We start from the raw sequence: 22,145 nt of genomic DNA, 5'->3' as shown, positions 1-22,145 counted from the left end.
GTTCAGTCGTTTCCGGGGCACGGTGGATCCCATGAACGAGATCATCATCGACACCGTCATTGTCGGCGGTGGGGCCGCCGGCCTCACCGCGGCACAGGTCCTCGGCCGGGCGCGACGTTCGGTCACCGTCGTCGATGCGGGCGAGCCCCGCAACGCCCCGGCCGAGCACATGCACGGCTACCTCGGGCACGACGGACTGAACCCGGCGGAGCTGCTGGCGATCGGTCGGCGCGAGGCGCAGGCCTACGGCGTGCGCATCCACTCCGGCAGGGCGACGGCCGCGCGGCGGGACGGCGACCTGATCGAGGTGGTCGCCGGTGACGAGGTGCTGCGCGCTCGGACCCTGCTGGTCGCCACCGGCTTGACCGACGTGCTGTCCGACATCCCCGGCGTCGCCGAGCGGTTCGGCCGCGACGTCCTGCACTGCCCCTTCTGCCACGGCTACGAGGTCCGCGACCGCCCGCTCGCGGTGATCGGCGGCGAGGTGGCCGCGATGTCCGTGCACCAGGCGCTGCTCATCCCGCAGTGGTCGCGCGACATGGTGTTCTTCACCAACGGCCTCGACATCTCCACCGAGGACCGGGCCACGATCGAGGCGCGCGGCACCAGCATCGTCGACGGTGCCGTGGCCGGCCTGGTCGTCGAGGGTGACGCCCTGCGCGCCGTCCGGCTCGCCGACGGCACGGAGATCGAGCGGGAGGCCGTGTTCGTCGGCCCGCGGTTCGTCCCGCAGGACGACCTGCTCATCGGACTCGGCGCCGAGCGCGTCGCCGCGGGCCCCTTCCCGACGGTGCCCGTCGACCCGATGGGTGCCGTCACCGGACAGCCCGGCGTGTGGGCGGCGGGCAATGTCGTCAACCCCATGGCCCAGGTCATCGTCGCCGCCGGTGCGGGCTCCGTCGCGGCCACTGCGATCAGTGCGCACCTGCTGCAGAGCGACATCGAACGGGAACGGACCCGGGTCGGCGCGTAGCGCGCTAGCGTGGGCCGCATGACCGGCGCGATCGACCGGGTCGAGGCGATGCTCGACCCCACCCGGCTCGGCCGCGAGCCGGACCGCACTCACGGCTACCTCGACGTGCTCAAGCCCGAGAGCGCGAAGCCGACGGGGCTGAGCAATGCGCTCATGCACAACCCGGCGCTGGCCGCGGTGTACGAGAAGGCGTGGCGGCCCGCGTTCACCCGTCTGTTCAGCCTCGGTGGCTCCGGCACCCTGAGCCGGCAGGACGTGCTCCTCGACGAGCTGACCGGCCGCGGCGACCAGAAGATCCTCGACGTGGCCTGCGGTCCGGGGCTGTACACGAAACCGTTGGCGCGCAAGCTCAGCGGCGACGGGGCGGTCGTCGGCCTGGACGTCTCCGACGCGATGCTGCAGCGCGCCGTGCGCGACAACGCGGGGGATCGCGTCGTCTACGTCCGGGGCAGTGCCCTCGAGCTGCCCTTCCCCGACGGTGCCTTCGACACCGTCGTCTGCCTGGCCGCGCTGTACCTGATCCCGGCGCCCCGGCTGGCGGTCCGGGAGATCTGTCGCGTGGTCAAGCCCGGCGGGCGGGTCGCGCTGTTCACCTCGCTGCAGACCCCGCTCACCTCGGTCCTCGGATCGTCCACGGCCGAACGGGTCTCGGGCTTCCGCTGGTTCGGCAAGGACGAGATCACCGGCTGGCTCCGGGACAACGGCCTCGTGGACGTCAAGCAGACGGTCAGCGGTCAGGGCCAGTTCGTCACCGCGCGGCGCGCGGACTGATCGCCACCACAGTGAGCTGAGACGGGGCGTGCCGCTGGGCCTCGCGGGAAGAAGCGTGTGTCAGGCCGGCGGGTGGGCGGCGAGGAGTGCGGCGCGGACCGGATCGGTGGTGTGCGGCAGCCACAGCGCCTGCACCGGGACCTGCGGGGCATCGTCGAGCTCGACGACCGTGACCCGGCCCCCGAGGCGTTCCCCGGGCGGACCGGTCACGAACGCGGCCGCGTGCGGCGCGGCGAGCACCGCCGTCGCGGGCGGCGTGCCCTGCACGTGGTTGATCAGCAGGTCCGGCTCGAAGCCGGCCCGACGGCACTGCGCGACCAGGAAATCCGTGTAGAACGACGCGTGCGGCGGCGCCCACACCACGATCGGCGACGGCGCGAGCTCGGCCAGCGCGAGGCGTTCGCGACCGGCCAGCTCGTGGTCGCGGTGCAGGGCGACCCGCAGTGGGTGGTAGACGAGCGTGCCGCCCGCCAGCTGGTCCGGTAGGGCTGCGCCGCGCCGGAGCACCAGGTCGACGGTGCCCTCCTGCAGCTCGGCCACCATCGCCGCCGGGAACAGCTCGCGCACGGTGACCGACGGCGGATCCTCCTGGGTGATCAGCGGTTCCAGGATCTCGTAGGCCTCGTCGGCGGTCACCGCGGGGCTGCGGCCGACGACGAACGGTGGCCGGCGCTGCGCCCCCGCGTCCCGGGCGCGCGCCGCGAGCAGCCGGGCGCCGGACAGGAGGGACGGCGCACCGTCGTACAGGGTGCGGGCCGCGGCGGTGGGGGCGAGGCGGCGCGCGGAGCGCGTGAACAGCGGCGTGCCGAGCTCGCGCTCGAGCTGGCGCAGTGCGGCGGAGAGGGCCTGCTGGCTCAGGTGCAGGCGGACGGCCGCGGCGGCGAGCGAGGGCGCCTCCATCGCGGCGACGAACTGCTCCAGGCGGCGGAGGTCGGGGGTGGTCATCCGGCCATCCTATTCACAACTGCTACTGGTGAATAGTCCGGAAACATTCGCTAGTAGTTTGTCGATTCTCTGCCTAGGTTAGAAGAAGTCACAGATCCGACGAAGGAAAGAGAACGACAACATGACGAAGCTCGCAGGGAAGACCGCAGTCGTCGCCGGTGGCGGCAAGAACCTCGGTGGCCTGGTCAGTCGCCACCTCGCCGGCCTCGGCGCGAACGTGGTCGTGCATTACAACAGCGCCTCGTCCGAGGCGGAGTCCCGGGAGACCGCGGCCGCCGTCGAGGCCGCCGGCGGCAAGGCGCTGCTGGTCCAGGGCGACCTCACGGTGCCCGCGAAGGTGACCGAGCTGTTCGACGCGGCGGTGGCCGAGTTCGGCGGCGTCGACGTGGCGGTGAACACGGTGGGCAAAGTGCTTCGCAAGCCGATCCTGGAAACCTCTGAGGCCGAATACGACTCGATGCTGGACATCAACGCCAAGGCCGCCTACTTCTTCATCAAGGAGGCCGGCCGCACGCTGAACGACGACGGCACGCTGATCACGATCGTGACCGCGCTGCTCGGCGCCTTCACCGACGGCTACTCCACCTACGCGGGCGGCAAGTCGCCCGTCGAGCACTTCAACCGCGCCGCGGCCAAGGAGTTCGCGGGCCGCGGGGTCACGGTCAACGCCATCGCGCCCGGGCCGATGGACACGCCCTTCTTCTACGGCCAGGAGACGCCCGAGCGCGTCGAGTTCCACAAGTCGCAGGGCATGGGCGGCCGGCTGACCCTCATCGAGGACATCGCGCCCATCGTCGACTTCCTCGCCACCGACGGGCACTGGATCACCGGGCAGACCCTGTTCGCCAACGGCGGCTACACCACCCGCTGATCCCGGCGCGCGGAGGGCGTTCGGCGCGCCTACGATGAGCTTCGTTCTGTGGGGTTGCGAAGAGGGAGACGCGAGTGAGTGAAGCGCCGTCGGCGATGCGCCGTCGATTGGTCCGGATGTCCGGGCGCGATCCGCACGAGGAGGGCCGGACGGCCACCACGCTGGAGTTGCTCTTCGACCTCACCTTCGTGGTGGTCTTCTCCCTCGCGGGCGTGCAGCTCGCCGACGCGATCGCGGAGGGGCACTACTTCGCCGCCTTCCTCGGATTCGGGTTCTGCGCCTTCGCCGCGATCTGGGCGTGGATCAACTTCACGTGGATGGCCTCCGCGTTCGACACGGACGACTGGCTCTTCCGCATCGTCACCGCGTTGCAGATGATCGGCGTCTGCATCATGGGCCTCGGCGTGGAACCCTTCTTCGCGTCGGTCGCCGCCCACGAGCAGCCGAACAACACGGTGCTGGTGATCGGCTACGTGGTGATGCGCGTCGCGCTGCTCGCGCAGTGGACCCGCGTGGCCGTCTCGTCGCCCCAGTACCGCAAGGCAGCAGTCATCTACATCGTCGCGATCACCACCGCCCAGATCGGGTGGATCTTCAGCGCGTTCGCGCCGCTGACCCTGGCGCAGGTACTCGTCGCGGGCCTGATCCTGTTCATCGTCGAGCTCGGCGGGCCGTACGTCGCCGAGCGGCGCGAGCGCACCCCGTGGAACCCGCACCACATCGCCGAGCGCTACGGCCTGCTCACCATCATCACCCTGGGTGAGGGCGTGGTCGGCACCGTCGTCGCGCTGCAGGCGCTGCTCAAGGCCCAGGGCTGGAGCCCCGACATCGCCGTGCTCGGCGTCGCCGCGATGATGCTCAACCTGTCGATCTGGTGGATCTACTTCTCGATCCCGGTCGGGGAGGCGCTCGTGCGGAACCCGAACAAGTGCTTCGCCTGGGGCTACGGCCACATGGTGATCTTCATGGGGATCGCGGCGTTCGGTGCCGGGCTGCACGTCGAGGCTCTCGGCATCTCGCACGAGGCGCACGTCAGCAACGTGGTGGTCGCGTCGGCGTTCGTCGTGCCGCTGGCGGTCGCGGTCCTCGGGATCGGCGTCATGGACGCCTACCTCACCGGTTTCGACGGCCACCGCGCCTTCGCGGTGTGCATCACCCTCGCCCTGCTGGGCGCGGGCGTCGCGGCCGTGGCCGCCGGCGCCACGCCGCTCGCCGCGCTGGTATGGAGCGCGCTCGCCCTGCTGGTGCAGGTCGTCGTCGAGGAGGTGTGGTCCGGCAAGCGCCGGGCTGCGCGCCTGGCGTGATCGCTACTCCGGGTGCCCGCCGGCATGGGGTCGACATCTCAGCGGCGGGCCGGGCGACGGCGCACCGTCGGGCATGTGGAGCGCGAGCGGGCTACGCGTCCGCCAGGCGGGCCTTCTCGTGCTCGACGTCGAAATCGGCGGGCGGCCAGTCCAGCCCGAGGCCCTCGAGCGCCTCGATGAGCAGCTCGGTGATCGCGAGGCGGGAGAACCACTTGCGGTCGGCGGGGATGACGTGCCAGGGAGCGCCGTCGACGCTGGTGCGGTCGAGCATGGCCTGGTAGGCCTCCTGGTACTTCGGCCAGTAGCCGCGCTCGTCGATGTCGGCGGGGTTGTACTTCCAGTACTTGTCGGGGCGGTCCAGTCGCTCCTGCAGTCGCTTCTTCTGCTCGTCCAGCGAGACGAACATCGCGGCCTTGACCACGGTGACGCCCGACGCGGCCAGGTCCTCCTCGAAGCTGTTGATGATCCCGTAGCGCGGCTCCCACACCGACTGCGGCACCAGGTCGTGCACGCGGACGACCAGCACGTCCTCGTAGTGCGAGCGGTCGAAGACACCGATCTGGCCGCCCTTGGGGGTCTGCTGGTGGATGCGCCAGAGGAAGTCGTGGGCCAGCTCCTCCTCGGTGGGCTTGCCGAACGAGGCGGTCTTGACGCCCTGCGGATCGACCATGCCGATCACGTGCCGGACGATGCCGCCCTTGCCGGCCGTGTCCATGCCCTGCAGCACCAGCAGCACCGAACGGTGATCGCCCGCGCGACCGTTCGCGTACAGCAGCTCCTGCAGCTGCGAGAGCCGCTCGCCGCGCTCGGCGAGGAGCGCCTCGCCCGCCGCCTTGTCACCGTCGAAACCCGGCTTGCCGGAGGTGTCGATGTCCTGCACGAGACCCCCGGGACGCCACCGCAGGGCCTCGGAGACGGAACCGGACCAACCGCTCTTCTTCGCCATGGGGTCACCCTATCCGTCGGAGGTACGGATCTTCGGGCAAGATCGACTCGTGACGGTGTCATCCCCGGCGGCCACGCCCCTCGCCCCGCAGGCGAGCCCCTTCGGCACGCCCGACGAGCAGAAGCGCCGAGACCTGCGGAAGATGAAGGCGCTGGCCCTCTCCTTCCTCATCGGCGCGGCCATCATCTACCTGATCTGCGAGTACCTGGACACCAAGGGTGCGCACCTGTCGATCGCCGGGCCGTGGGTCGGGTACGTCAAGGCCGCGTCCGAGGCGGGCATGGTCGGCGGCCTCGCGGACTGGTTCGCGGTGACCGCGCTGTTCCGGCACCCGTTGGGCCTGCCGATCCCGCACACGGCCATCATCAAGCGCAAGAAGGACCAGCTGGGCGACGCGCTCGGCGGGTTCGTCGAGAGCAACTTCCTCACGCCCGACGTGATCGCGGAGAAGGTCGGCTCGCTCGAGCTCAGCGGCCGCGTCGCCAACTGGATGGCGGACCCCGACAACTCGCAGAAGCTGGGCGCCGAGGCCGCGAAGCTGGTCAAGGTCATGAGCGAGGTGCTGCGCGACGAGGACGTCGAGGCCGTGCTCAACTCCACCATCATCAAACGGCTCGCCGAACCCGAGTGGGGGCCGCCCATCGGGCGCCTCGTCGAGACCCTGCTGCAGGAGCAGCGCCAGCTGCCGCTGATCAACCTGCTCGCCGAGCGCGCCCACCACTGGGCCCTGGGCAGCCAGGGCGTCATCGACAAGATCGTCGACACCGACGGTCCGCAGTGGTCGCCCAAGTTCGTCAACTCGCTGCTGGGGGAACGGATCTACCGCGAGCTCGTCGAGTTCACGTGGAAGGTGCGCAGCGACCCCGACCACGAGGTGCGGCACGCCATGAGTACCTTCCTCTGGGACTTCGCCTCCGACCTGCAGCACGACCCGCGGACCATCGCCAAGGTCGAGGACGTCAAGGCGGAGCTGATGGGGCGCGAGGAGGTGCGCACCGCGGCGCAGGCGGCCTGGCGCGCGGCCAAGCGGATGATCGAGGCGTCGGTCGACGACCCCGATTCGACGCTGCGCGAGAAGTTCAGCGAGTCCGCCGCCCGGTTCGGCGTGCGACTGCGCGACGACCCGGCGCTGCGCGGGAAGGTCGACTTCTGGGTCGATCGCTCGGTGCGGCACCTCGTCGAGAACTACGCGGGGCAGATCACCTCGATCATCACCGACACCGTCGCGCGCTGGGACGCCGACGAGGCGTCGGGGAAGATCGAGCTCGCGGTGGGTCGGGACCTGCAGTTCATCCGGATCAACGGAACCGTCGTCGGCGCCCTGGCCGGCCTGGCGATCTACACGATCACTCAGATCTTCTTCTGAGGCACGCGGTTCGTGTCAATGATCAGAATCACACTGCTAACCAACTGCTTGCAAGAGCTAGCACTAGCTGTTAGCGTGGTGTCAGCCGCGCAGACGGGAGACCGGACATGACGAGCAATGAAGAGCCCGAAGTGAATTCAGTGAACTCGGGATCCGATATTGGAGCGTTCATCCGGGCGCAACGTCTTGCGGCGGAGGTGTCCATCCGGCAACTGGCGGAGAGGGCGGGGGTTTCCAACCCGTATCTCAGCCAGATCGAGCGGGGGCTCCGACGACCGTCGGCCGACGTGCTCGGGCAGATCGCCAAAGCGCTACGGCTCTCGGCGGAGGTGCTCTACGTGCAGGCCGGGATCCTCGAGGAGCGTCCGGAGTCCCCGGTACGCGACGCACTGATCGCGGACACTGCCATCAACGAGCGGCAGAAGCAGGCCCTACTCGACGTCTACGAGAGCTTCCGCCGCGAGAACGAGACCGCATTGAAGGAGAACGTCCCATGACCGAGCAGAACACCCTCGAAGACCTGAAGACCCCCCTGTTCGCCGCCCTCGGCGCCGGTGACTACGCCTACGAGGCCGTGGCCGAGGTCGTCGAGAAGCTGCGCGCCGCAGCCACCGACGCGTCGAAGGACTTCCAGACCAAGGTCGAGGAGGCCCAGGCGAAGGTCGAGGAGGCCGCCGATTCCGCGCAGGCCAAGCTGACCGAGGCCAAGGACGGCCTGCCCAAGGACGTCGACGAGCTGCGCGCCAAGTTCACCCCCGAGGAGCTGCGCAAGGTGGCCGCCGCCTACATCCAGGTCGCGACCGACATCTACGAGTCGCTCGCCGAGCGCGGCGAGAGCGCCTTCGAGCGCATCAAGTCGGGCTCCGTGATCGAGGACGCCACCGAGCAGGCGACCAAGGCCTACAACCAGGCCGTCGAGCTGACCGAGTCCTCGCTGGGCCAGGTCGCGTCCGCCACCAAGCAGGTCGGCGAGCGCGCCGCGAAGCTGGTCAACCGTGCCGGTGACGAGGCCGAGGCCGCCGCCGACAAGGTCGAGGCCACCGTCAAGGAGACCACCGAGAAGGCCACCGCCGCCGTCAAGAAGGCCGCCCCCAAGGCTGCGCCGAAGAAGGCCGACGCCTGATCGTCACACCCTCAGCTCCACCCCGGGCGCCCGGCGGCACTGCCGCCGGGCGCCCGACCTTTAGGCTGGTGCCATGAACCTGCTGTACGCGTTCGGCTCCGTGACTTTCTACGCCTATCTGGTGGTGACAGTGCTCATCGTCGGTGGCGGGCTGTTCGCGCTGGTGCACGCTCTGCGTGCGCCCGAGGACGCCTTCCGGGCCACCGGGAAGTGGCAGAAGAAGTACTGGTCGCTGACGCTCGTCGCGTGCATACTGCTGGCCCTGGCCGGTCTCAATGGCATGGGGCTGGTGATCGGGGCGATCGGCGTCCTGGTCTACATGCTGGACGTCAAGCCCAAGCTGGACGAGGTCCGCCGCCCGCGCTATTGAGCATTAGTTAGTAAGGTTGGTCGCATGAAGATCTCCAGCAAGCTCGTCGTCGGTGCGCTCGGCGCCCTCGGAGCCGGTGCCGCGGCGGTCGCCGCCGGTGCCGCCGCGTACGCGCTGTCGTCGCCGACGGAGCCGGCCAACGCCAAGCTGATCGAGGACTACGACGGCCCGTCCGAGGACGGCACCGTCGTCTCCGGTGACGGGACCCGGCTGCACACCCGCGTCTGGGGCCCCGTCGACGGTCCGCTCGCGGTGCTGATCCACGGCTGGACGTGCAACGTGACCAACTTCCCGCGCCAGGTCGAGCACCTCGTCGCGCGCGGCTACCGCGTGATCGGCTACGATCAGCGCGGCCACGGCGAGTCCGAGGCCGGCGCGTTCGCGTTCTCCACCGACGTCCTCGCCGACGACCTGCACGCCGTCCTCGAGGCCCACGTGCCGGACGGGAAGCAGGCGCTGCTCGTCGGCCACAGCATGGGCGCCATCACGATCATGGCGTGGGCCGGCAAGTACTCCGACGAGGTCGAGCGGTACGCGCACCACGCGGTGCTCGTGTCCACCTACGCCCGCGAGGCCGTAGCGAACTTCGTCGGTGCGACGCCGCTCGCTGCACTCCCGCGGCTCGTGCCGCGCTTCACCGACCGCCTCGGCGACGCCGTGCTGGGAGCGCCCGTGCGGGTCCGCAACAACCGCCTGCACACCGCCGTGATCCGGTACTCGGCGCTGTGCGGCTACGCCTCCTACGGCGCCGTGAAGTACACCGAGGACATGCTCGCCACGTGCCCGCCCGACGTCCGGGGCGAGTGGGGCCACGTGCTGGCCGGGCTCGACGTGACCGACGGCCTGCGCACGCTGACCGTCCCCACCTCGGTGGTGGTCGGCCAATACGACCACCTGACGCCGCCGTCCGACGCCGATGTCATCGCCGGAGAGCTGCGCGTCTCCGGATATCTCGACCGGTTCGCCGTGATCCGCGACTCCGGCCACATGCTGCCGCTGGAGCAGCCGGAGAAGCTCAATGCCCTCCTCGACTCCATCCTCGACGGTCGGCCCGTCGCGTCCGGCGCCCCGGAGTAGCGCACCGTCGCAATTGAACACCGTTATGGAGGGGGAACCCGCAGGTCGGTTTCTCCATAACGGTGTTCAATCGCGTCAGGAGAAGACGACGGTCTTGCGGCCGTGCACGAGGACCCGGTTCTCGAGGTGCCAGCGCAGGCCGCGGGCCAGCACGACCTTCTCGATGTCGCGGCCGCGGAGCACCATGTCCGCGGCGGCGTCGGCGTGATCCACGCGGGCCACGTCCTGCTCGATGATCGGGCCGGCGTCGAGGTCGGCGGTCACGTAGTGGCAGGTCGCGCCGATCAGCTTCACGCCGCGGGCGAAGGCCTGGTGATACGGCCGCGCGCCGACGAAGGACGGCAGGAAGCTGTGGTGGATGTTGATCGCCCGCCCCGCCCACGCCGCGCAGAGATCCGCAGGCAGCACCTGCATGAACCGGGCCAGGACCACCGCGTCGGGGTTCAGCGCATCAGTGAGTTCCGCGACGCGAGCGAAGGCCGCGGACTTGTCCGCGCCCGGCCCGGGGAAGGGCACGTGGTGGAACGGGATGTCGAGGCGCTCGGTGAAATCGCGCAGGTCCTCGTGGTTGCCGATGACGGCGGCGATGCGCGCGTTCAGCTCACCCGTCGCGACCCGCCCGACGATGTCGTGCAGGCAGTGCCCCTCCTTGCTGACCAGCAGGACGATGTCCTTCGGCTCGGCGCTCGAGGTCAGGCGCCACTCCGTCTCGGGGCCGAGCTCCGCGGCGACCTCGGCGGCGAACCGCGCGCGCAGCTCGTCCAGCGACAGGGAGACGCTGTCCGCCCGGACCGCCTGGCGGGTGAAGAACCAGCCGGAGTCGGCGTCGGAGTGGTACGCGGCCTCGACGATCCATCCGCCGACGTCGGCGAGGAAGGTCGAGATGCGGGCGACGATGCCGGTGGTGTCGGGGCAGCCCAGGGTCAGGACATAGCGGGTATCGCGGGTCACGGACGGTATCGTCTCAAACGTGCTCACACGCTCCGAAGTCGCCGCCCTCGTCGATCACACCCTGCTCAAGCCGGAGGCCACCGAGGCCGCCGCTGCTGCGGCCTACCAGGAGGGGCTGGACCTGGGGGTCTACGCCGTCTGCCTGTCGCCGTCGATGCTGCCGCTGCGCGTCGCGATCGACGCGCAGGAGGCGCACGCCGCCGGCGGGCGCTGGGCTCCCCGGACCTGCGTCGTCGCCGGATTCCCGTCCGGTAAGCACCACACGCTCATCAAGGCCGCCGAGGCGCGGATGGCGATCGAGGAGGGCGCGCACGAGGTCGACATGGTGATCGACGTCGGACTCGCCCTCGCCGGGGAGCTGGACCGCGTCTTCGCCGACGTGCTGACGGTCCGCGAGGCCATCGGCGCCGATCCCGTGCTCAAGGTCATCGTCGAGTCCGCCGCGCTGCTCGAGTTCGGCGACGCAGACTTGCTCACCGAGGTGTGCAAGCGGTCCGTCAAGGGCGGCGCGACCTTCGTCAAGACCTCCACCGGCTTCCACCCCAGCGGCGGCGCGTCCGCCGAGGCGGTGCGCATCATGCGCGCCGCAGTCGGTCCCGACGTGGGCGTCAAGGCCTCCGGTGGCATCCGCACGGCCGAGGCCGCGCAGGAGATGATCGACGCCGGTGCCAACCGGCTCGGCCTCTCCGGCTCGCGCGCCGTGCTGGCGGGCTTCCCGGAGTAGGCCGGCACCGTCGGGCCGCCCGACGGTGCGCCGGGCTCAGCGCAGGCGGGCCGGGAGCGCGGCGTACCCGTACAGGGTCGAGAGCCCGCGATGCCGCGCACCGTCGGACAGGGCGACCGCGGGGTAGCGCTCGAACAGCCCGGACAGGGCGACGGCGCCCTCCATCCGCGCCAGCGCGGCGCCGATGCAGGCGTGGATGCCGTAGCCGAAGCTGACGTTCTTCTTCGCGTCGGGGCGAGTCACGTCGAACTCGTTCGGCCGGTCGAAGACCTTCGGGTCGCGGTTCGCGCCGGCGAGCTGCAGCGAGACCATGGTGCCGCGTCCGATGCGTACGCCCGCGACCTCCACGTCCTCCCGCGCGACGCGCGCCGTGCGCTGGATGGGGCTCGAGAAGCGCAGGACCTCCTCGACGGCGTTCGGCCACAGTTCGGGGCGCTCCCGCAGGATCGCCAGCTGGTCCGGGTGCGCCAGCAGCAGGGCGATGCCGTTGCCGATCAGGTTGACGGTCGTCTCGAAGCCCGCCCCGATGAGCAGCGCCGCGTTCGCAATGAGCTCGCGGTCCGACAGCTCGCCGCTCGAGGCGAGGAGGGCGAACGGATGGTCGGCGTCGGCGTCGGGGTCGGCGCGCACCCGCGCGAAGTGCGCGGTGAGGTACTCGCGCAGCCCGGTCAGCGCGACCTGCGAGCGCCGGTAGACGGGCCACGACAGACCCGGGTCGAGCAGCGGCGCCGCGGCCTCGCCCCACTCGAGCATGTAGTCGTCGTCCTTCTCGGGCAGGCCGAGGAGCCGCCCGATCATGGTGACCGGCAGCCTCGCCGCGAAGTCGCGGACCAGGTCGGGCGCGGGCGCCTCCGCCATCGCGTCCAGGAGCGAGGCGGTCACCGTGCGCGCGCGGTCGGTGAGCTGCTCGATGGACCGGGGCGTGAAGGTCTTCGCGATCGGGTGTCGGTAGGCAGTGTGCGCCGGCGGCTCGCTGACCAGCATCGACGGCGGCTCGACGGGGTTGGGCAGCTGCGGGTCGAGCAGCTCCAGGAGACGGAGCAGCGGCCCCGGGAAACCGAAGTCCGCGGTCTGGACGGTGCCGAAGCGCTGGTCGCGCAGGATCTCCCGGCACACCGCGTGATCCGCGGTGGTGGCGCCGACCTCGCTGCGCACGAGCGGCCCCTCCGCCCGCAGCGCGTCGAAGACCTCGTACTGCGACCCGGGTTCGCCGTAGCCGAGCAGCATCTGGGCCATGCGGTCGCCGCGCTCGGCGCGCCGCGGCAGGGCGCGCCGGGGGAGGCCGTGCATGATCCCCCAGCGCACCCGGGTCGCCAGCGCCGCCGGCAGCAGCATCGTCAGAGCACCGAGCAGTTGGTGGCGCCCACGTCGTTGCCGCTCTCGATGTCCTTGGGCAGCACGTTCTGGCCCGAGTAGCGCACGCTGACGGCCTGGTCGGTCATCTTCAGGTCGCTCGCGGTCAGGCCGTTGGGGGTCGGGATGTCGGCGATCGCGGTGATCACCTGCTGCGCCAGATCGTCGGGGACGCCGAAGCCGAAGATCGAGGCCTTGCTGGCGGTCAGCACCACCTTGTTGTCCTTGATGGACGGCGTGAGATTGATCGTGATGAGGCCCGTCGTGATCTCGATCTGGTTGGCGGACGGATTCAGGGTGACCTTCGGGTCGGACAGGAGGGGCACCTGCGAGACCTTGTTCTTGATGCCGTCGGCGGTGAACTCACCCAGGATGGTCGCGTCGTCGATCTTGTTGTCGCCGCTGGGATCGACGCCCTTGAGCAGGATGTGCACGTTGAGGCCCGAGGTGCCCTGCATGCCGTCGATGTTGATGTCGATCGACGACATCTTGCCGCTCGCGTTCTGGATCAGCATGGGCGTCTTGGCGAAGGAGACCGAGACGTCGTTGGCCTTGGCGCCGCCCTTGATGTTGTCCGCGAGGCAACCCTCGATGTGGTTGCGCACGTACAGCTCGATACCGACGAACGCGATCACGACGAGCGCGACCAGTCCCGCCGCGATCAATCCGATCAGCTTGCCGGTGGACCGCTTCGCCTTCGGGGGCTTACCGGGGCCGCCCGGGCCTCCCTGTCCCGACGGTCCGCTGGGCGGGATCTGGGCGGGCGGCACCGGCGGCTGCTGGCCGGGCTCGGGTCGCGCGTGCGCGCCTGAGGGCCGCGCCGCAGACTCGATCGGCCGCGTCAGGCCGTCCTGCGGGCCGACGTTCTGCGGGGCCGGATGCTGCGGGCCGGGGTTCTGCGGGTGGTTCGGGTTCGTGTCCATCGGTGGCGATTGTTCCTCATCCCTGGGTGGAGACGGTGAAGTCCCTACGGTTGGTCAGCACGGGCAGCACGGCCCGCACCTCGTCGAGCCGGTCCAGCGGCAGGTCGACGACGATCTGCTCCGGGGCGGCGCCCGCGGAGGCGAGCACGGCACCGTCGGGCCCGACGGCCAGCGAGCCGCCCACACCGCGCGGGGCGCTGCCGGGCTCGGCGTCGGAGGGCCGCGCCTGGTCGACGGCGACGACGAACGTGGTCGAGTCGAGTGCGCGGGCGCGGGCCAGCGTGGTGAAGGCGTCGAGCTTGCCGGGGCCGTCGCCCCACGATGCGGGCGCGACGATCACCTGCGCACCGGCATCGGCGAGCGCCTGGTAGAGGGCGGGGAAACGCAGGTCGTAACAGGTGCTCAGCCCGACGGCGACCTCCCCGACGTGCACGATGACGGCCCGGTCACCCGGTTCGACGGTGCGCGACTCGGCGAAGCCGAAGGCGTCGTAGAGGTGCACCTTGTCGTAGTGCGCGATCGTGCCGTCCGGCGCGGCGGACAGCAGCGTGTTGCGGACGCGGCCGTCGGAGCCGGGCGTGAACACGCCCGCGACCACGTGCACGCCGGTGGCGGCGGTCGCCGCGGCGATGCGGGTGGCCCACGGGCCGTCGAGGGGCTCGGCGACGGGTCCGAGCGGGACGCCGAACCGGCACATCGTGGCCTCGGGGAACACCGCGAGCTGCGCGCCGGCGTCCGCGGCGCGGCGCAGACCGTCCTCGACCAGCGCCGCGTTGGCGGCGGGATCTGCGGTGGCCTCGATCTGCGCCAGCGCGACGGTCAGCGATGTCATGCGCACCACACTACTGACTCGCGTTCGATAGGTCGCGCGGCTCACGATGTCGAGTTCTGCGGCAGTGCAGGGCCGCGTGTGGCACGTCCTGTGCCGCAGAAGTCCAGATCGTGAACCGACTACGGCGCGACGAGCTCCCAGTCGACCGTGAGCAGGTTGTCCCGGACGGGGCGACGCGGCGGGCGGGCGGCACCGTCGGTCCGCCGGGCCAGCACCGCCCCGGCGGCCCGCCACCGGATGCGGTTGCCGTACGGCGCGTAACCGGCGGACTCGTCCCAGCAGCGGTCCGCGAGCGTGAGCAGGTCGTGGATCCGCTCGCCCGGGACGTTGTGGTGGATGAGGGCCTTCGGCAGCCGTTCCGCCAGGTCGGAGGGGTGGTCGGTGAATCCCGGGTGCCACGCCAGCGTGAGCGTGCGCGGCACCGGAGCGGCGTCCGCCGACGCACCCAGGGTGAGCCAGCAGCACCGTCGGCCCAGCTCGTCGCACGTGCCCTCGATGAAGACCCCGTCCGGGGCGAGCCGCGAGACGACTGTGGCCCAGGCGTCGGACACCTCGGCTTCGTCGTACTGCCGCAGCACGTTGAAGGCGCGCACGAGATTCGGCCGGAGGCCGGCGAGCTCGAAGCCGCCGCGGGCGAACTCGACCCCGTCGCGGCCGGGGACCACCCGGGCGGGGTCGATCTCCAAGCCCGTGACCCGCACGGAGGGACTGACGCGGCGCAGCCAGGACACCCACTCGAGGGTGGTGTTCGGACGGGCGCCGTAGCCCACGTCGACGGCGAGCGGAGCGGGGCCGGCGAGCGCCGCCACGACGGCGGGGGAGTGCGCCGACCAGCGGTCACTGCGCCGGAGACGGTTGAGTCCGGTCGTGCCGCGGGTGATCCGGCCCTGCGGCGCGGCCACGGGTCAGTGCTTGTCGACCCAGTACTTGAGGTACTCGGCCTCGGCGCGGAACAGGTCCACGAGGTTGATGAGGATCAGCTGCTCGAGCTTGGTGCCGACGAAGGGCACGAACACCTTCACCACGCTGGTGTAGCGCATGGTGCAGCCGGTCTCGGTGTTGAACAGGTCGGCCTCGCCCTTGAGCGAGCCGGGGCCCGCGGGGATCGACGCCTTGTAGTCGCCGATCGAGTGCTCGCCGTCCCAGGCGCCGTAGAACTCCTGGCGTGTGATGATCATGTCCTTCTTCACGACGCCCTGCGCGATCGGCGGCAGGTACTCGTGCGGCAGGTTCTGCTTCTGGACGACCGTGATGCCCTCGTCGTCGACGTCGAACTCGGTGAGCTCGGACAGCGGGGTGAGGTTGCGGAAGTCGGTCATCTTCTCAGTCCAGTACTCCTTGGTGGAGTACGCGTCGTAGAAGACCTGCGCGGGGAACGGGAAGCGCGCCGAATAGCTGAGACGTCGTGCCATGAGGGGAGACCTTACTCGGGGATCAGTGCTCGGCGATCCACTGCAGCGTGAACTCGCGCTCGCCCTCCATGAGCTCCTGCAGGTTCTCCACCACCAGCGACTCGACCTTCTTCGCGACGAACGGGATCGACACGCTGGCCTCGCCGTCGGCGGTGATGCGGGCGGTGCCGTCCGCGCCGGGCGCGCCCTCGAGCACCGTCGTCCCGGACAGCTGGGCGGGCACGCCCTGGATGTCGGCGGAGAAGCGGCCCTCGCAGCGGGTGCCGTCGAACGGGCCCCACTCCTCGACGCGGTGGATCTCCAGGCCGCCGGGCCGGATCGCGGTCACGACGGGCGGCAGCTTGTCCTCACCGATCACGTGCACCACGAGCACGCGCACCGACGCGCCGGCACCCTCGCCCGTGACGGTCAGCTCCGCGACCCGCGCGCCCTCGCCGCCGACCTCGGCCACGCGGGCGGGCCAGTACGCGGCGTCGGTGAACGCGGCGTGCAGGGCGGCCGGACCGGTGGCGTAGTCGAGCGAGCGTTCGAGACGGGTAGTCATGGGGGGACACGTTACCGTTGCGGTGTGCCTGAACTGCTATCGGAGTTGACCACGCTGCGCCTGGGCGGCCCCGCACGCGCGTACGTGCGGTGCGAGAGCGCCGCCGAGACCGCGCGGGAGGTCGCGCGGTGCGACGCCGCCGGCGAGCCCGTGCTGCTGGTCGGTGGCGGCTCCAACCTGGTGGTCGCCGACGCCGGCTTCGACGGCACCGTCGTCCACCTGCGCGGCGACAGGATCGAGATCGAGGGAACGACGCTCACCGCGGACGCGGGCGCGGTCTGGGACGATGTCGTCTCGGCATCCGTCGACGCCGGCCTCGGCGGCCTCGAGTGCCTCTCCGGCATCCCCGGCTCCGCGGGCGCGACGCCCGTGCAGAACGTGGGGGCGTACGGCGTCGAGGTCGCGTCCTGGCTCGACGCCGTCGAGCTCTACCATCGCGCGACCGGGGAGACGGCGTGGGTCGCGCCCGAGACCCTCGGCCTCGCCTACCGCACGTCGCGCCTCAAGCAGCACAGCGCGAGCGGCCCTGCGGGCTCCGCCGCAGATGTCGGCCCCGCCGACGTCGTCCTGCGCGTCCGGTTCGCCCTGACCGACGGTGCCTCCGCCCCCGTCCGGTACGGGGAGCTCGCGCGGGCCCTGGGAGCCGAGGCGGGCGGCACCGTGGAGCCCTCCCGAGCGCGGGCCGAGGTGCTGGCGCTGCGCCGGAGCAAGGGCATGGTGCTCGACCCCGCCGACCACGACACGTGGAGCGTCGGGTCCTTCTTCACCAACCCGGTGGTGCCCGACGACGCCGCGGTCGCGCGGGTCGAGGAGGCCGCGGGCGAGAGCACGCCGCGGTACCCCGCGCCGGCGGGGATCAAGCTGTCCGCGGGCTGGCTGATCGAGCGGGCGGGCTTCCACAAGGGCTTCGCGGGAGGCCGGACGGGAGTCTCACTGTCGACGAAACACACGCTCGCGCTCACCAACCGCGGGACGGGCACGACCACCGAGTTGCTCGCGCTGGCGGCCGAGGTCCGAGATGGGGTGTTCGCCCGATTCGGGGTCGAGCTGCATCCGGAGCCGGTCCTCGTGGGTGCGGAACTGCCCTCGTCCCGCCGGTAGAATCCATAGGGTGTTCGACATGTTTCGCGCGCCCTTCGGTCGGCGCGCCTTCCTCGGTGGTGCGGCGGCGACGGTGGCCGTCGTCGCGACCGCGTGCAACAAGCCGGGCGATACCGCCGAGACCAGGGCCGATGCGCCCAAATTCGTATACACGCCGTCGGGGGACAAGAAGATCGGCCCCCGCGACACCGTGTCCGTGAGCGTGCAGGGCGGTACCTTCCGGCCCGGCGTCGCACTGACCAACAGCGCCACCGGGAAACAGGTGAAACTGACCGCCTCCCCGGACGGTGTGACGTACTCAACCGCGGAGCCGCTCGGCTACGGCGCGACGTACGCCTGGTCCGGCGCGGCCGACGGTGCCGGTGGGACCTGGTCGAGCCTCGACGGCAAGGTCTCCGTCGTCTCGCCCGACGCGACGATGTCCGTCCAGATCAACATCGCCGACGATGCCGAGGTCGGCATCGCAGCGCCCCTGATCCTCAAGTTCGCGGGCACCGTCCAGGACAAGGCGGCCGTCGAGAAGGCGCTGCAGGTGGTCACGACCCCGCCGACCGAGGGCGCGTGGGCGTGGCTGCCCGAGGACAACGGCTCCCGCGCGCACTGGCGGCCCCGCGAGTACTACAAGCCGGGCACCAAGGTGTCGATGACGGGCAAGTTGTACGGCCTCGACCATGGCGGCGGCAAGTACGGTGCCGACGACGTGACCAGCAGCTTCGTGATCGGCCGGTCGCAGATCGTCAAGGCCTCGGCCCCGTCGCACCGGATCCGGGTGATGCGCGGCGACCAGGTCTTCCTCGACCTGCCCTGCTCCTACGGCGAGGCGGACCTGCCGCGCAACATCACGCGGTCCGGCATCCACGTGGTCAGCGAGAAGCACGAGGACTTCTACATGTCCAACCCCGCCGCCGGGTACTTCAACGTGCACGAGCGCTGGGCGGTGCGGATCTCCAACAACGGCGAGTTCATCCACGCCAACCCGGGCACCGTCGGGAACCAGGGCAGCTCGAACGTGACCAACGGCTGCATCAACCTGTCGCTCGAGAACGCACAGACCTACTTCCAGAGCGCGATCTTCGGTGACCCGGTCGAGGTCACGGGCACGTCGATCGAGTTGTCGGAGGCCGACGGGGACATCTACGACTGGACCCTAGACTGGCCGACGTGGCAATCGATGTCGGCGCTCCGCCAGAAGTAGTCGTTCCCGGCGCGCGGGCGATGTCGGCGCGCGTCGCGTGCACCGTCGTCGCGCCCACGGTCCTCGAGTACCAGGCCACCGTCGCGCGTGTGCCGGGTCTTGCCGTGCAGGAGTCCCTCGCCGTCACGCTCGACGGTGCGCCGCTCCCCATCCGGGAGGTCGTCGGGCCGCACGGCGGCCGGATCCATCGCGTCGATGCGGCCCCCGGGAAGGTGCTTCTCGAGTACCACGCGCAGGTCGCGGGGTTCGCGCTGCCCGAGCCGGTCGACGAGTACCTGCGCTCGCTGTACCTGCGGCCCTCCCGGTACTGCGAGGTCGACCGGTTCTTCGGGTTCGCCGCCAAGCAGTTCGCCGGCGTGACCGGCGACGCGCAGCGTGCTGTGGCGGTGCGGGAGTTCGTGGCGGGGCGGCTCGACTACCTGCCCGTCAGCAGGTCCGTCGACGGTGCCTCCGACACCCTGCTGGCGTCCGCCGGCGTGTGCCGGGACTACGCGCACCTGACCATCGCGCTGCTGCGCGCGCTGAAGCTGCCGGCCCGGATGTCCGCGGTCTTCGCGCCCGGCTGCGACCCGATGGACTTCCACGCCGTCGCCGAGGTGATGGTCGACGGCCACTGGTGGGTGCTCGACGCGACGGGGCTCGCCCCGCGAGCCGCGATGGTCCGGATCGCCACCGGACGCGACGCCGCCGACATCGCCTTCCTCGACAACCACGGCGGGTCCATCCGGTTCGAGCGCCTGACGGTGACCGCCGACAGCCTCGCGCCCCTCCCCGCCGACGATCCGTACGCCCTGATCCCGATCGCCTGATCGCGTCCGCGCAGTGCGCGCGGTCATCGTGGGACGTGTCCTGCCGAGTAGCTATACACCCCACGTATACCCTCGAATCTGCCGGTCAAAGGGTTGTTTCGTTGTTCGGGGTATGCGTTTCGTGCATACCTGCGCCCGAACCGCCGCGACCACTGGCGTTCCTGACCTTGCCCGGACGCCGCCCGGAGCTTCGGTTCTACGCCCCGCGAAACCGGAACGAGTGTGGTGAGGCATGCGTGACACGCATGGCAAGTCCGGTGAAAAACGGCTTCTACCTGCGAAAACGTCGGGCATGCGCCGGACGCATGGCTGTTCGGAACGACACGCGCCCCTCCGCCCGCTCAGCTGCGCCGCAGCGCCGCCAGCTCTTCGAACACCGACCGCGCCTCGGCCGGCCCGTCCACGCGGAACCGGGCGGCGGTGACGACCGCCGGATCCGAATCGACCTTGATCGACACGTCGCGGGGCGCATCGAGCACGGCGAAGGCCTTCTCGTCGGTCACGTCGTCGCCGAGGTAGAGGACGGCGTCGGCGCGTACCTGCTCCCGGAGCACCGTCAGGGCGCGGCCCTTCGAGGCGTCGAGCACCGTCAGCTCCAGCACGGCCTTGCCCTCCGTGGCGTGCACGCCGGGGAGGGCGGCGGGGCCCCGTCGGGCCTCCTGCAGGGCCTGCGCGCCGGCGGCCGGGTCCACCACGTTCCGGACGTGCAGCGCGCCGCCCAGCGGCTTCGGCTCGACGGCCGCGCCCGGGAACCGGTCGGCGATCGCGGACAGAGCGGACAGCACCGTCGACCGCAGTTGGAGCAGGTCCGCTCCCAACGCGGCCTCGAAGCCCTCGGCCCACTCCGCCCCGTGACTGCCGACGGTGACGATCGGCGCGGCGACGCCCGATAGCCGGCCCAGCGTCGCGCGGTCCCGGCCCGACACCACGGCCACCGTCACGCCCGGCAGCCCGGACAAGGAGGTCAGTGCCGCAACGGATCCCGGCAACGGGAACGCGGCGGCCGGATCGGAGACGATCGGCGCGAGCACGCCGTCGTAGTCCGTGGCCACGAGGACCGTGCCCAGCGCGGCGAACCGCTCGAGCGCCGTGTGCAGGCTCATGCCCGGGTCTCGTCGACGGTGCCGGCGAGCGTCTGCAGGAACGAGCGGGCCCAGCGGTCGACGTCGTACTGCAGCACCTGGCGGCGCATGGCGCGGATGCGGCGCTTGCCGTCCTCGGGATCCTGGTGCACGGCCTCGTCGATGGCGTTCTTGACGCCTTCCAGGTCGTGCGGATTGCACTGGTACGCCTGGCGCAGCTCGGCGGCGGCGCCGGTGAACTCACTGAGCACGAGCGCGCCGGAGGAGTCCGTGCGGCACGCGATGTACTCCTTGGCCACGAGGTTCATGCCGTCGCGCAGCGGAGTCACCAGCATGACATCGGAGGCGGCGAAGAAGGCCAGTAGCTCGCGGCGCGGAACGGGGCGGTGGATGTAGTGGATGGCGGGGTGGCCGATGCGACCGAAGTTGCCGTTGATCCGGCCGACCTGCAGCTCGATGTCGTCGCGCATCGCCCGGTACGACTCGACGCGCTCGCGCGAGGGGGTCGCCAGCTGGACGAAGATGTGTCGCTCGGGGTCGAGCCGGCCCTCCTGGTACAGCTCGCCGATGGCGCGCAGCCGCACGTCGATGCCCTTGGTGTAGTCGAGTCGGTCGACGCCGAGCATGATCTTCTCCGGGTCGCCGAGCTCCTTGCGCAGGGCCCGCGCGCGCTTGCGCGTCTCCGGGAGCTTGGCGGTCGCGGTGAGCTCCGCGGAGTCGATGGAGATGGGGAACGCGCCCACCCGGACGGAACGGAACCCGACGGTGACCACGCCGAACTTCGAGCGCACCCCGATCGAGTTCCGGCTGGTGGAGTACCCGGCGAGCTTGTCCGCCAGGTAGAGGAAGTTCTGTGCGCCCCCCGGCAGGTGGAAGCCGACCAGGTCGGCGCCGAGGATGCCCTCGATGATCTCGCGCCGCCACGGCATCTGCATGAACAGCTCGACCGGGGGGAACGGGATGTGCAGGAAGAAGCCAATCTTGACGTCGGGCCGCAGCATGCGCAGCATCTTCGGTACCAGCTGCAGCTGGTAGTCCTGGACCCAGACGGTGGCGCCCTCCGCGGCGATGCGCGCCGTCTCCTCCGCGAAGCGACGGTTGACCTCGACGTAGGTGTTCCACCACTCGCGGTGGTACTCGGGTTTGACGATGACGTCGTGGTACAGCGGCCAGAGGCTGCCGTTGGAGAAGCCCTCGTAGTGCTCCTCGACCTCCTGGGCGCTGAGCTTCACGGGCACGAGGAGCATGTCCTCGCCGGGGATCGGATCGTCGGCCCCGTCCCCGATGTCGGGTGCGCCCGGCCAGCCCACCCACGCGCCGTTGCGCGCGCTGAGAATGGGTTTGAGGGCCGTGACCAGCCCGCCCGGGGATTCCTTCCAGATCAGCTCCCCGTCGGGCGCCTTCTCGACGTCGACGGGTAGGCGGTTCGCCACGACGACGAAATCAGATGTTCCGAACGCCGCAGCGGGCATG

Annotated in this window: 24 protein-coding genes; 13 read left to right on the top strand and 11 right to left on the bottom strand. The window is 70.7% G+C overall.

The features are described 5' to 3' along the window. Positions 1–31 precede the first annotated feature (31 nt). Together AXK60_RS10720 and AXK60_RS10715 are read left to right on the top strand one after the other, a co-directional pair. Positions 32–973: an NAD(P)/FAD-dependent oxidoreductase gene (locus tag AXK60_RS10720; protein ID WP_082777992.1), complete on the top strand. Its 942-nt coding sequence runs from the start codon at positions 32–34 to the stop codon at positions 971–973. An 18-nt stretch (positions 974–991) separates the two neighbouring features. Further along, positions 992–1,744, top strand: coding sequence for a class I SAM-dependent methyltransferase (locus tag AXK60_RS10715; protein ID WP_068571126.1), 753 nt, complete (start codon positions 992–994; stop codon positions 1,742–1,744). Positions 1,745–1,804: 60 nt separating this feature from the next. On the opposite strand, the gene AXK60_RS10710 is transcribed toward AXK60_RS10715, so the two are convergent. Further along, entirely contained in the window at positions 1,805–2,689 is an 885-nt protein-coding gene (locus AXK60_RS10710; protein WP_068571125.1) for a LysR family transcriptional regulator, read from the bottom strand. 121 nt (positions 2,690–2,810) lie between these two features. Here AXK60_RS10710 and AXK60_RS10705 point away from each other — a divergent pair, with 121 nt between their 5' ends. Next, positions 2,811–3,560: an SDR family oxidoreductase gene (locus AXK60_RS10705; RefSeq protein ID WP_068571124.1), complete on the top strand. Its 750-nt coding sequence runs from the start codon at positions 2,811–2,813 to the stop codon at positions 3,558–3,560. Positions 3,561–3,634: 74 nt separating this feature from the next. After that, the gene (locus AXK60_RS10700; RefSeq protein WP_244881090.1) at positions 3,635–4,864 is read left to right on the top strand and encodes a low temperature requirement protein A; all 1,230 of its coding nucleotides are present in this window, start codon (positions 3,635–3,637) and stop codon (positions 4,862–4,864) included. A 91-nt stretch (positions 4,865–4,955) separates the two neighbouring features. Here the strand turns inward: AXK60_RS10700 and AXK60_RS10695 are convergent, their stop codons facing one another. Continuing rightward, on the bottom strand, positions 4,956–5,810 hold the full coding sequence (locus AXK60_RS10695; RefSeq protein WP_068571122.1) for a polyphosphate kinase 2 family protein: 855 nt from the start codon (positions 5,808–5,810) through the stop codon (positions 4,956–4,958). A 49-nt stretch (positions 5,811–5,859) separates the two neighbouring features. Here AXK60_RS10695 and AXK60_RS10690 point away from each other — a divergent pair, with 49 nt between their 5' ends. The 5 genes from AXK60_RS10690 (at position 5,860) to AXK60_RS10670 (ending at position 9,746) form a co-directional block, all read left to right on the top strand. Next, positions 5,860–7,176, top strand: a complete 1,317-nt coding sequence (locus tag AXK60_RS10690) for a DUF445 domain-containing protein (protein ID WP_068571121.1) — start codon at positions 5,860–5,862, stop codon at positions 7,174–7,176. Positions 7,177–7,283: 107 nt separating this feature from the next. Then, complete coding sequence (locus tag AXK60_RS10685; RefSeq protein ID WP_068571120.1) at positions 7,284–7,673, top strand: helix-turn-helix domain-containing protein; 390 nt, start codon at positions 7,284–7,286, stop codon at positions 7,671–7,673. Further along, a complete protein-coding gene (locus AXK60_RS10680; RefSeq protein ID WP_068571119.1) occupies positions 7,670–8,299 on the top strand; it encodes a hypothetical protein in 630 nt (209 codons plus the stop codon). Before AXK60_RS10685 ends, AXK60_RS10680 begins: the two co-directional genes overlap by 4 nt. A 73-nt stretch (positions 8,300–8,372) precedes the next feature. Beyond that, positions 8,373–8,669, top strand: a complete 297-nt coding sequence (locus AXK60_RS10675; RefSeq protein ID WP_068571118.1) for a DUF2516 family protein — start codon at positions 8,373–8,375, stop codon at positions 8,667–8,669. A gap of 24 nt (positions 8,670–8,693) precedes the next feature. Then, positions 8,694–9,746 carry an alpha/beta fold hydrolase gene (locus tag AXK60_RS10670; protein ID WP_068571117.1) on the top strand — a complete coding sequence of 351 codons (1,053 nt, stop codon included), beginning with the start codon at positions 8,694–8,696 and terminating at the stop codon, positions 9,744–9,746. A 75-nt stretch (positions 9,747–9,821) separates the two neighbouring features. On the opposite strand, the gene purU is transcribed toward AXK60_RS10670, so the two are convergent. After that, the gene (gene purU, locus AXK60_RS10665) at positions 9,822–10,697 is read right to left on the bottom strand and encodes a formyltetrahydrofolate deformylase (protein ID WP_139057885.1); all 876 of its coding nucleotides are present in this window, start codon (positions 10,695–10,697) and stop codon (positions 9,822–9,824) included. 7 nt (positions 10,698–10,704) lie between these two features. On the opposite strand from purU, the gene deoC reads away from it, so the two are divergent. Continuing rightward, positions 10,705–11,421 carry a deoxyribose-phosphate aldolase gene (gene deoC / locus AXK60_RS10660; RefSeq protein ID WP_068571486.1) on the top strand — a complete coding sequence of 239 codons (717 nt, stop codon included), beginning with the start codon at positions 10,705–10,707 and terminating at the stop codon, positions 11,419–11,421. A 36-nt stretch (positions 11,422–11,457) separates the two neighbouring features. On the opposite strand, the gene AXK60_RS10655 is transcribed toward deoC, so the two are convergent. From AXK60_RS10655 to AXK60_RS10630, 6 genes are all read right to left on the bottom strand, one after another. Beyond that, on the bottom strand, positions 11,458–12,756 hold the full coding sequence (locus AXK60_RS10655; RefSeq protein WP_197466785.1) for a cytochrome P450: 1,299 nt from the start codon (positions 12,754–12,756) through the stop codon (positions 11,458–11,460). Positions 12,757–12,758: 2 nt separating this feature from the next. Then, positions 12,759–13,697 carry an LmeA family phospholipid-binding protein gene (locus AXK60_RS10650; protein WP_068571115.1) on the bottom strand — a complete coding sequence of 313 codons (939 nt, stop codon included), beginning with the start codon at positions 13,695–13,697 and terminating at the stop codon, positions 12,759–12,761. 16 nt (positions 13,698–13,713) lie between these two features. Beyond that, positions 13,714–14,520, bottom strand: coding sequence for a carbon-nitrogen hydrolase family protein (locus AXK60_RS10645; protein WP_068571484.1), 807 nt, complete (start codon positions 14,518–14,520; stop codon positions 13,714–13,716). Positions 14,521–14,648: 128 nt separating this feature from the next. After that, on the bottom strand, positions 14,649–15,431 hold the full coding sequence (locus AXK60_RS10640) for a methylase (RefSeq protein ID WP_068571114.1): 783 nt from the start codon (positions 15,429–15,431) through the stop codon (positions 14,649–14,651). A gap of 3 nt (positions 15,432–15,434) precedes the next feature. Further along, entirely contained in the window at positions 15,435–15,941 is a 507-nt protein-coding gene (locus AXK60_RS10635; RefSeq protein ID WP_068571113.1) for a DUF2505 domain-containing protein, read from the bottom strand. Between the two features lie 22 nt (positions 15,942–15,963). Next, entirely contained in the window at positions 15,964–16,485 is a 522-nt protein-coding gene (locus AXK60_RS10630) for a DUF2505 domain-containing protein (RefSeq protein WP_068571112.1), read from the bottom strand. Between the two features lie 24 nt (positions 16,486–16,509). Here AXK60_RS10630 and AXK60_RS10625 point away from each other — a divergent pair, with 24 nt between their 5' ends. Genes AXK60_RS10625 through AXK60_RS10615 form a run of 3 tightly spaced genes read left to right on the top strand, consistent with a single transcriptional unit; the run spans position 16,510 to position 19,590 of the window. Beyond that, positions 16,510–17,586: a UDP-N-acetylmuramate dehydrogenase gene (locus AXK60_RS10625; RefSeq protein WP_068571111.1), complete on the top strand. Its 1,077-nt coding sequence runs from the start codon at positions 16,510–16,512 to the stop codon at positions 17,584–17,586. A gap of 19 nt (positions 17,587–17,605) precedes the next feature. Beyond that, positions 17,606–18,781 carry a L,D-transpeptidase gene (locus AXK60_RS10620; protein WP_068571483.1) on the top strand — a complete coding sequence of 392 codons (1,176 nt, stop codon included), beginning with the start codon at positions 17,606–17,608 and terminating at the stop codon, positions 18,779–18,781. Then, positions 18,748–19,590 (top strand): transglutaminase-like domain-containing protein, encoded by an 843-nt coding sequence (locus AXK60_RS10615; protein ID WP_139057883.1) that lies wholly within the window; start codon positions 18,748–18,750, stop codon positions 19,588–19,590. Before AXK60_RS10620 ends, AXK60_RS10615 begins: the two co-directional genes overlap by 34 nt. A gap of 341 nt (positions 19,591–19,931) precedes the next feature. Here the strand turns inward: AXK60_RS10615 and otsB are convergent, their stop codons facing one another. Both otsB and AXK60_RS10605 read right to left on the bottom strand, forming a co-directional pair. After that, the gene (gene otsB / locus AXK60_RS10610) at positions 19,932–20,693 is read right to left on the bottom strand and encodes a trehalose-phosphatase (RefSeq protein WP_068571109.1); all 762 of its coding nucleotides are present in this window, start codon (positions 20,691–20,693) and stop codon (positions 19,932–19,934) included. Then, positions 20,690–22,144: an alpha,alpha-trehalose-phosphate synthase (UDP-forming) gene (locus tag AXK60_RS10605; protein WP_068571108.1), complete on the bottom strand. Its 1,455-nt coding sequence runs from the start codon at positions 22,142–22,144 to the stop codon at positions 20,690–20,692. Before AXK60_RS10605 ends, otsB begins: the two co-directional genes overlap by 4 nt. Position 22,145 lies beyond the last annotated feature (1 nt).

Origin of the sequence: Tsukamurella pseudospumae (genome assembly GCF_001575195.1) — a bacterium.
Lineage (GTDB): Bacteria > Actinomycetota > Actinomycetes > Mycobacteriales > Mycobacteriaceae > Tsukamurella > Tsukamurella pseudospumae.
Note: the sequence above shows the minus strand (reverse complement) of the source record. Positions and strands in the feature narration are given on the sequence as shown.